The 8,969-nt window shown below is 59.8% G+C and carries 9 protein-coding genes; 1 reads left to right on the forward strand and 8 read right to left on the reverse strand.

The features are described 5' to 3' along the window. The first annotated feature begins 2 nt into the window (after positions 1-2). Positions 3-1,022, forward strand: coding sequence for a thioredoxin domain-containing protein (locus VNN77_03840; GenBank protein ID HXG50523.1), 1,020 nt, complete (start codon positions 3-5; stop codon positions 1,020-1,022). Positions 1,023-1,148: 126 nt separating this feature from the next. Here VNN77_03840 and VNN77_03845 read toward each other — a convergent pair whose 3' ends face one another. The 8 genes from VNN77_03845 to VNN77_03880 all read right to left on the reverse strand — a co-directional run. After that, complete coding sequence (locus VNN77_03845; protein HXG50524.1) at positions 1,149-2,387, reverse strand: glycosyltransferase family 87 protein; 1,239 nt, start codon at positions 2,385-2,387, stop codon at positions 1,149-1,151. Between the two features lie 210 nt (positions 2,388-2,597). After that, a complete protein-coding gene (locus tag VNN77_03850; protein ID HXG50525.1) occupies positions 2,598-4,004 on the reverse strand; it encodes an ABC transporter substrate-binding protein in 1,407 nt (468 codons plus the stop codon). 49 nt (positions 4,005-4,053) lie between these two features. Next, complete coding sequence (locus tag VNN77_03855; GenBank protein HXG50526.1) at positions 4,054-4,815, reverse strand: HAMP domain-containing protein; 762 nt, start codon at positions 4,813-4,815, stop codon at positions 4,054-4,056. A 51-nt stretch (positions 4,816-4,866) separates the two neighbouring features. Further along, on the reverse strand, positions 4,867-5,661 hold the full coding sequence (locus VNN77_03860; protein HXG50527.1) for a DUF4388 domain-containing protein: 795 nt from the start codon (positions 5,659-5,661) through the stop codon (positions 4,867-4,869). 27 nt (positions 5,662-5,688) lie between these two features. Continuing rightward, positions 5,689-6,015 (reverse strand): hypothetical protein, encoded by a 327-nt coding sequence (locus tag VNN77_03865; protein HXG50528.1) that lies wholly within the window; start codon positions 6,013-6,015, stop codon positions 5,689-5,691. 27 nt (positions 6,016-6,042) lie between these two features. Then, complete coding sequence (locus VNN77_03870; GenBank protein ID HXG50529.1) at positions 6,043-7,083, reverse strand: hypothetical protein; 1,041 nt, start codon at positions 7,081-7,083, stop codon at positions 6,043-6,045. A 304-nt stretch (positions 7,084-7,387) separates the two neighbouring features. Continuing rightward, positions 7,388-8,614 (reverse strand): sigma-54 dependent transcriptional regulator, encoded by a 1,227-nt coding sequence (locus VNN77_03875; GenBank protein HXG50530.1) that lies wholly within the window; start codon positions 8,612-8,614, stop codon positions 7,388-7,390. A 63-nt stretch (positions 8,615-8,677) separates the two neighbouring features. After that, positions 8,678-8,969, reverse strand: a 292-nt coding sequence (locus VNN77_03880) for a hypothetical protein (protein ID HXG50531.1), incomplete at its 5' end; no start/stop codon positions are given.

The following is an 8,969-nucleotide window of genomic DNA, read 5'->3' on the forward strand; positions in this document are numbered from 1 at the left end:
GAATGAGATTGATTCACCCGCTCAGTCTCGTTTTTTTGAGTGTCTTCTTGGGATTGCTGGAATCGGGGTGCGACCGGGCCGGCGACTCGGAAAAACTCGCCGAAGTCGACGGGACAGTCATCACGCGGTCCGACGTGGATCGGGCGGGGGGAAAACAGCTCCAGAATCTCAGACGCCAGCTCTATCAGCTAGAGAAGCAAAAACTCGACGAGTATATCGGTGCTACTCTTCTCACGCAGGAGGCCAGGAGGCTCGGAATTTCCGTGGCGACTCTCCTCGAGCGGGAAGTGAACTCGAAGGTCCTGCCGACGACGGAAGACGAGATCAAGGCTTTCTACGAGCAGAACAAAGCCCGCCTGCCGGTGGAGCTGGACAAGATCCGTCCGCAGGTCCGGGAATACCTCCAGAATCAAAAGATTAACGCGCGGAAGGCTCAGTACGTCGACTCGCTGAGGGCGAAGGCCAAAATAACGAGCTATCTCGAGCCACCGCCGGTCTATCGCGCCAAGGTCTTGGTCAAGGGCGCTCCCGCCAAGGGGCCCGAGACGGCCGCCGTCACGATCGTGAAATTCGAAGACTTTCAGTGTCCTTTCTGCCGGAAGATTCAACCGGTCTACAGGGAGCTGCTTGCGCGCTACAATGGGAAGCTCAGGCTCATCCATAAGGATTTGCCCCTGGACAGCATCCATCCGGAAGCGCGTCAGGCGGCGGAAGCGGCGCGCTGCGCCGGCGCGCAGGGGAAATTCTGGGAATATCACGACAGGCTCTATACCTCGGCGAAACTGAGCTCTGCCGATTTAAACGCCTATGCGAAGGAGCTGGGTCTCGATCAGAAGGCCTTCGAGAGCTGCGTCAGCGGCGGGAAGTTCAAGGCCGCCGTCCAGGAGGATGTCAACGAGGGCGCAGCTCTCGGCATCACCGGTACCCCGACTTATTTCATCAATGGCCGCGAAATGGCCGGAGCCCAGCCGGTGGAGGCGATCGCGGCCGTGATCGACGAGGAGCTTGCGGGCAAGAAGTGACCATCGACCGGTCTCGTTGACTCCGAGAGTAAAAAGGCAAAGCGCTGGGCCAGTGCAATCGGTAGGTCTTTGCTGTTCCGCTAGGGAAAAGCGGTATTTTTGAGTGCTTCCGAGGTATTCGGTCGTCTAGCATGATCCCAGTTTCCGCTGACGACGGGGAGTGGAACGGCAACGCTCGTGATCGAGACGGTGCGTGATAAAAGCGGCGAACGAAATAAGCGGTAAGAAAAGCCAGGGTAGCTGTCCCCGGTCGATTAATGGGAGAAAGCTCCCGGGAAACGGAACCCAGAAGCAGAGCGTCAGGAAGAGAAACCATCGATCCGAAGGTCCCGGCGGCCTTTCGCCGAGCAGTATGCGTCGCGTGAGCGCCGTGATTGGAACAAGAAGTAAGCTCAAGTCATGAAGATGCGCGTGGTAGGAGGTCACGAGACCGACTACCACGGCCAAGCCTATCTGTAAGTCAAGAACTTCCGCTTCGGCATCTGCATTTCCTCTCGATTTGTACAGCAGGAAAGCTAAAAACCCCACCGTGAGTAGCCCAGTTCCGAGTTTGGCGGCTGGCGGGGGAACGGAAAGGGCGAATTCGACAAAGGCGCGGATATTGGACATTCTTGCGGCCGCAATCGTGTATTGGGTGGCATCGAGAGTGATTAGCAAGTCGATGTAGCGCCGGACGCCCTCGGGGCCTACAAGCGCGATGGAAACCACGGCGAGCACGATTGCGGTGGCGGCGAAGGCGCGGTAGAATCGCCAGCGTCTTTTGTAGAGCAGAAGAAGCAGGATTGCGAAGATCAGTTGAGGCTTGATCAAAGCGAATCCAAGGAGTATTCCGGCAATATTGTCCTTGTTTTTTTCGAGCTGGGCACACGCGGCAGCTATGAGGAACAACAGGATAATAGAGTCCTGACCATTGAACAACGTGAAAGTCACGGGGAAAAAACCCGCGAACATTGAGGCAAACATCAGACGTGACGAGACATCGACTTCTCGCGTTAGAAGGGCAAATGTAGCAACAACAAGGATAACATTCGTCGTGAGCCAGGCAGCCAGGGCTTGCGGATAAGCGAGGGCCGTGAAGGGCAAAAGCCACAGGAGCTCGAACGGCGGATGAATATACGGCAGCGGCCAGCCGCGCTGCTTGTAGGCCTCGAAAGGTTTCTGGAAGGCTTCTTGGGTTTTTAGGTTGTACAAGTCACCGCCGCCGTGAGCCTTCAATAGCCGCGCAGCTGCATAAAAGGCTAGGAAATCTCCATAACCTTGACGAAGAGCGTCTCTGGAGCTCCACAGGAAGGCGGCATTGAAGAGGAGGGAGAGAAGAGCTAAAGCCGTCATCACCAAGCGGAAATATTTGAAATTCGGCTGCATGTGAGATCAGCCTGGATCTTGTGTGGAGGCACCGTCTTCGAGAGGATTCGAGGCAGGGCTTTTTAGCGCAATAGTAGGAAGATAGGGCGGCATGGGACGCACTTAGCACGAAGCTCGAGCAGCTCGCAAGGCGTAGTCTGGAGGGCACGAAAGGACGGGCCGGACGTCGAACAACGTCCGGCCCGTTTGCGTTTGCGGGGCACTGTCGGTCTAACTCGCCTCGTCGGCCGGGATCACGAGCTTCATGCCGATGTAAATGTAGTTGGGATTCTTCACGACGTCACGGTTCGCTTCGTAGATCTTCTCCCATTTGTTCATGGAGTTGTAGAAGCGTTCCGCGAGCTTGCTGAGGGTGTCTCCTTGCTTGACGATGTAGGTCTGGGCACCGGCCGTACGCTCCGAAGCGGGAGCGGGCTTGACGGCCCGGGCGACCTGCGTCGCTGGTTTTTCGTGCTCCTGGTTCTGGCGCGCGACCGGAACGGCTTTCACTTCGCCGGCCGCCGCTCTGGCCTTTTCGGATTTCGAGGATGTTGCGATGCGCGCCGGCGCCGGGGAGGGTTGGGGCGGCTCTGGCCGCGGCGCCGAGGCAACCGCAGCCGTCTTGTACAGGCGGTCGATATAGCCGGAGCTGTCCAGCTCCTGGACGAAAGTCAAATCCACGAATTGCTCGGGTTTTGCCGTTCTGGCGGCGGGTTCCTTGGCGGCGAGCTCGCGAAGCATGATCTGGATGCCCTTCAGCGTGGGATAGGGCTTGCGGGGCACCAGACTGGCGATCGTGGTCTCGTAGGTTTCGTCGAGCACGTCGCGGTCATCGGTGCGCATGTACCTGGCGAGGATCTCGACGGTCTCCTTGCGGTGGGTCTTGGCGTAGTGGATGCCCTCGACATAAGCGCGCATGAAAGCGCGGACCAGGTCGGGCTTGGAGCGGATCAGCGCTCGCGTCGTGGCGATGCCGGTGTGCTGGTACTCGAGGCCGAGCATCTGCAGGTCGGCCAGGACGGGGAAACCGAGTCTTTTTGCCCGCAGCGTTGTCGGCGGCGAGAGCATCGCCCCCTGGATCTTGCCGGCTTCCATGGCGGAGAGCAGCGCGGGAACATTTCCGAGCTGCAGAATCGCCACGTCCTTATCCGCGTCGAGGCCGTATTTCTCGAGGGCGTACCGCATGGCGAAATCGGTCGAGGAGCCGTAGCGCGTAACGCCCACGGATTTGCCTTTGAACTGGTCCGGCCGGCTGATGCTCTTGTCGGTGAAAAGCTGGAAATTGAGCGTATTGATGACCCCGGCGATCATGACCGCGTCCGAGCCGCGAAGATTGCTCTGCAAAACCGCGGCCCCGGCCATGTGTGCGAAGGCGATGTCGCCGGAGATCAAGGATTGCGCCGTCGTGCTGCCCGATTCGATCAGGATGACCTGGACGTCGAGCCCGTGCTTTCGGAAGAATCCCTTTTCGTGGGTGACGAAAAGGGGAGTGTTGTTGCCGGAAATCGAGCTGTAGGCGACGTTGACTTTCTGCAGCGTGGGGGCGCCGGCAGCCGAGGCGCTCGTCGGCCTTCCGCCGTCCGTCGCGCCGATCGCAAGCAGCGCGGCCGACACCCAGGCCCACCTTGCGGCTTTCATCAATAGCTCCATAATTCTCGTCTCCTTCTCCAGGGGATTACGGGACGGTCTACGCTTTGTTCAGGCGCATCATGGCGGCTTTCAGGCTCGCGCGCATGCGCTCGAGCGAACGCGCCAGATCCCCTACCTCGTCGTCCGACTGGACGGACACGGGAGATTCCAGATGGCCGCGGCTGATGTCGTCCGCGGTGGCCTTCAGCTCCAGGATCGGCTTGATGGTCCGGCTGGCGATGACGATCGAGATGGCGATGCCCGCCATCAGGCATACTGCGATCAAGCCGACGATGGGGAAGAGCGTGCCCTGAACGTCCTGGTTCACCGCGTCCGCCCACAGACCGATGTAGACGGCCCCCAGCTGGCCGTCGAGCAGAGGAACGCGGGTTTCGAATACGGATTTGCCGCGAACGCTGGTGACGCGCGAGTGGGGGAGCCTCTTTTCGGTTCCCTCGGGCTCTTTCAGCTCCGCGGGAAAGGGTTGCAGGCTTGAAGCCACGACGTCACCGCGCGGATCGGCGATAAAGGCGTAGGCGACGCCTTCGAGCCTTCCATACTTGGCGATCAGCGCGTCGAGCTCAAGAAAGCTCCTTCGCGAAACGTAACCGGCCGCGGCGTCGCTCAAGTTGGTGGCGATCGCGTTGGCCCGCAGGTCGACCTGCTTCTTCAGGGCCGTACCGGTCAGATGGTAGACGATCGCGATCACCAGCGCGCCGAGGAAAAGGATCAGACCGCTGAAGGCCATGCTGATCTTCCATTTGAGACCCCTGCCGTGCCACGGCATCACGACGGGCTTGCTGGGTTTGGCGTGGTCCAACGATAGAGACTCCTGGGGCATTGGTCCCTCCCGTGCGATGAGTAGTTCGTCTTAGAAGCGCTTGAAGTTGGACATCTCCTGGAGCATCGATTCCTCGAAGGCGTGGCGAAGCTTTCCGTCGGGAATCTCGCGTCCAAGCAGCCCGATCAGCTCGTCGAGCCTGGCGTCGGGGAAGCTCTCTTCCGACTCGCCCAGCGCTTCGATCTGATCGCGTAGCACGAGCGGCGCCATCGGCCCCATGACCTCGGTGAGCGCGGCCGCGATCTTCTGGAAGACCGCCGGCGGCACGAGGTTGCCGGAAGACCGGGCGGCGGGAGTCACGGTCTCGACGAGGCCCGATTTGTAAAGATTGAAGATCACCTTGGCGGTATAGGCATAGGGGATCCGGAGCAAATCGGCAATTTCCTGGACGGTGCGCGAACCGTCGATCTTGCTGAGCACCCGCCAGCCGACGTGAGGCACGGTGATCGGCCCGGTCTGATCCTCGCCCAGATCGGCGATCCGGAAGACCGTCTTGCCGTTGGGAATGACCTCGAGAATCGTTTCCCATTCGCGGGTCATCGCCTGCACCTCGCCGAGAATCTCGGCGGGGGATTTCTGGATGGTCGCGGCCGGAGGCGAGCCATTGGGCAGCAGCGCGAAGGTTCCCTCCCCCCAGGTTACCGGATAGAGGAGAGCCTTTTCTCCGTCTCCGATCGGGCATGTGGCGTGAACGATGTTGCCTTCGTTGAGGTAGACTTCGACCGTCTCCTTGCCGCGCGAGAGCCTGAGAACCCCGGTCTTCTTCCCTCCCGTTGCCAGGAGGAGGATATCGTTAAGACTGATTTGCGATAGGTTTCCCTGCATAGCGTCAGCCGTTGACCGGCGTGGCGATCAACGCTCCTCCAGCGGGCGTCGGCCGCCGGTCGGCGTGTGGGTCCGCTTGACTTGCTCGGCGGCGTCATCGTGACCGTTCAGCGTCACCTTCAGCGTCTTTATGACCGCCAGGCTCCTGCTGATTCCGACCATCTGCTCCAGCGTCGACTTGATCTGGCTCTGCAGCAGGTCCACTTCCTCCAGAGAGATGTTTTGCAACTGGGCCTGCAGCTCGTCATACAGCCGCGCGATCGTGTCGATCTGTCCCAGGGACTCGGCCTTCTGGGTGATTTCCTCGTAAAGGCGCGAGATGTCATCGGTCAGGTTCTGCAGCTCGTTCTTCATCGTTTTTTGCCCCTTTTGGTCTTCGCCTTACTTGAACGGGAGGATCTCGACTGGAAGCCCCGGCTGGTTTGGACGGCCTTCCTGAGGTTCGCGAGCGGGGGCGGCCGGCGGCTCCGCTGCCTTGGGCGCGGTGCGCTCTACGGCGGGCGGAGGAGAGGTCGACACCGGGCCGGCAAGCGGGGGCGACGAGAAAAAATAAAAGCCGCAAAATACGGCTCCCATGAGCAGGAACGCGCCGAGAACACCCATCTTCAGGCTGAAGGAGCTCTGGCGCGAGTAAAGGTCGTATTCCCCGTAGTCCTTGATGATTTCCTTGAGCTGGCGGTTGATCTCACCCTCTCTTCGCAGACTGGGAAGGTGCCTGGAGGCAGGGGAGAGCGTCTCCACCAAAACCTCCGGTGACCGGGGCGCAAGCGCCCTGGGGCGATCCTCGACCGAAGGGGGGACGCTCGACACCGCGACAAACTCGCCGTAGTCCTTGATAACCTCGTCCAATAAACGGCGATCGAACTCCGCCTGGGACATGGAATCGCGCGCTGCCCCGCCCGGGCTGCGTCTTTCGGCGGTATCGGCGACGATGAATCCGGAGTAAGATGGCGTCTCGTCAGAGCCGGGCAGTCGCACTTCCGGCGCGGGCTCGTCCGGCTTCTCGACCGCAGGAGGGGGGTCGGGTTCCGGTATCGGATCCGTCCGAGAGATATCCGCCGCCGTCGGTCGCGGGAAGCGGATCAATTTGTTCGGTGCCCCCGACTGAACCTCCTTTTCGCTCCCGCTGAACCGGAAATCCAGATCTTCGTTCGTTAGCTGCCGGAGGGCGGCCTCGGCCTCGGCCATGGCCCGATGAATACGCACCACCTTGTCGAGCTTCTCGGCGATCGCGGAGATGCGGGCGCTCAGGATCTTGCAGCAGTCATCCGCTTGGGTGAGCTCATCCAGGGAAAAATGGTGGAGGCGTTGTTGCAATCCTTGAATCGAGCCCACAATTTTGGCGAACGAGCCACCTTGGGGGACAGTCGGGTTCGACGCGACCAGGTGCAGGTGCTTTTCCTCTTTTTGTGCTGACAGCATCGCTTACCCCAGCAGGAAGGCCATCTCCGGATGGTTGCAAAAGGACTGCCAGCGCTGCTGCTAGGAAAAATTTCGTAATTTCAGCAACCTAACGTCGATCTTGGCCAGAAAATCCTAGATAGTTACCACAATTCTGTTCATATCGGACAAAATTGTACCAGGCGCAACGCCGATATCTCCCTGAAAACACGTAAGAATCCCCCAGCTTTGAACGCGGATTCCGCGGTTGCCGGGCGCACGGGGCAGCTCCCTTCGCAGCGAAATCCGGGTTGACAGAAGGCCCGTGTGGGCAAGCAAGAGCGTTTCAGGCCGGAATCCCGAACTTTTCGATCTTTCGGTAAAGCGTCCTGGTGGAGATGCCGAGCGCTTCTGCGGCCTTGGCCTTGTTGCCGTTGGTCTGACGAAGAGCGTCCAAAATGATGCTTTTTTCGCCCTCCTCGATGTTGCGGATGGCTTTCGTGCCGATTTCATCTCGGTGCCCGGCCGCCCAGTGCTGAAGATTCATGGGCAGGTCTGTAATCGTGATGTAGTCGCCGTCCGAAACCATGACGGCGCTTTCGATCACGCTCTTGAGCTCCCGGATGTTTCCAGGCCACGGATAGTCAAGGAACAGCGTCTTTGCCGAGCTGCTCAGCTTTTTCAGTGGCTTGCGATACTGCTTACAGGCCTGGTAGACGAAATTGGCGACCAGAAGGATAATGTCCTCTTTGCGCTCGCGCAGGGGCGGAAGGATGATGCGGGCGCTGTTCAACCGAAAATAGAGGTCCTTCCTGAATCCGCTCCCCTGAATCGCTTCCTCGAGCTCCTTGTTCGTTGCCGCAATGATGCGCACGTCGCTGGTCTTCGGGGTGGCCTCTCCTACCCGGTAATACTGCCGCGTCTCGAGAAAGCGGAGCAGCTTGAGCTGGATTGCCGGAGCGAGGTCGCCGATCTCATCCAGAAACAAAGTTCCACCCTCGGCCGCTTCGATCAGCCCTTTCTTGTTCCGGTCGGCCCCCGTGAACGCGCCTTTGACGTAGCCGAACAGCTCGCTTTCGACGAGGGTTTCCGGAATCGCAGTCATGTTGCAGCCGACGAAGGGCTTGTCAGCGCGCGGGCCGAGCGAGTGAATATACTGCGCCATGACCTCCTTGCCCGTGCCGGTCTCTCCCGTCACCAGCACCGTGATGTCGTGCATCGCGTAGCGGTTTGCAAGATTGAGAACCTCCCGGAACTGCGGTGTCTCGCCGATCATCAACGGAGTCTTTACGGTCTGGACCGGCTCGGCTTGGGAGCTTGCCTGCGAAGGATGGTGGCCGAGAAGGCTGTAGAGGGCCTGGATATGGTCGGGGTGATAGCAGACGAGGGCGAGCTCGGTGGAGGATTGCTTGAGCCGCCCAAAGAGATCGTCCCAGGACGGACCGCGGCACAGGAAAACGTCGGCGAAGACCAGCTTGATCTGATCTGCCGGGAAGACATTGAAGATCCGCTCCACCTCCTCCAGCGAACGGCTGACGTGGACCGAATAGTCGCGCGCCTCGAGCATCTTCATGAGGCTCGGTAGAGAAGATTCCGCCGACTGAATGAGTAAGGCGAGCGGTCTTGTCATGGCCGGCTAGTCTTGGGACACGGGGGTGGGCAGGATAACCATGTTCTCGAGCGAGTCGGCCAGCAGCTCAGGCGTGATGGCAGGCGGAGCCCCGAGATAGTTGCACGCGGCGATGACGTGCTCCACGATGAATTTCGGGTGAAACCCGGCGAAGGGGATCTTGTGCTTCTGATAGAAGGTTTCGAGCAGATGCGCCATCAGGTCGTCCGAGAACTCCAGACCATAAGATTCGCATATTCGCCGGAAAATTTCCTTGAACTCTTCCTGGTTCGGCGGGTTGATCTTGAGCTTGTAATGG

The organism is Candidatus Zixiibacteriota bacterium, from assembly GCA_035574315.1.
Lineage (GTDB): Bacteria > Desulfobacterota > Binatia > UBA9968 > UBA9968 > DATLYW01.

Excerpts from the sequence above, each read along its gene's own strand:
- VNN77_03840 (HXG50523.1), top strand. The coding sequence starts at position 3 with ATGAGATTGATTCACCCGCTCAGTCTCGTTTTTTTGAGTGTCTTCTTG.
- VNN77_03845 (HXG50524.1), bottom strand. The coding sequence starts at position 2,387 with ATGCAGCCGAATTTCAAATATTTCCGCTTGGTGATGACGGCTTTAGCT.
- VNN77_03850 (HXG50525.1), bottom strand. The coding sequence starts at position 4,004 with ATGAAAGCCGCAAGGTGGGCCTGGGTGTCGGCCGCGCTGCTTGCGATC.
- VNN77_03860 (HXG50527.1), bottom strand. The coding sequence starts at position 5,661 with ATGCAGGGAAACCTATCGCAAATCAGTCTTAACGATATCCTCCTCCTG.
- VNN77_03865 (HXG50528.1), bottom strand. The coding sequence starts at position 6,015 with ATGAAGAACGAGCTGCAGAACCTGACCGATGACATCTCGCGCCTTTAC.
- VNN77_03870 (HXG50529.1), bottom strand. The coding sequence starts at position 7,083 with ATGCTGTCAGCACAAAAAGAGGAAAAGCACCTGCACCTGGTCGCGTCG.
- VNN77_03875 (HXG50530.1), bottom strand. The coding sequence starts at position 8,614 with ATGAAGATGCTCGAGGCGCGCGACTATTCGGTCCACGTCAGCCGTTCG.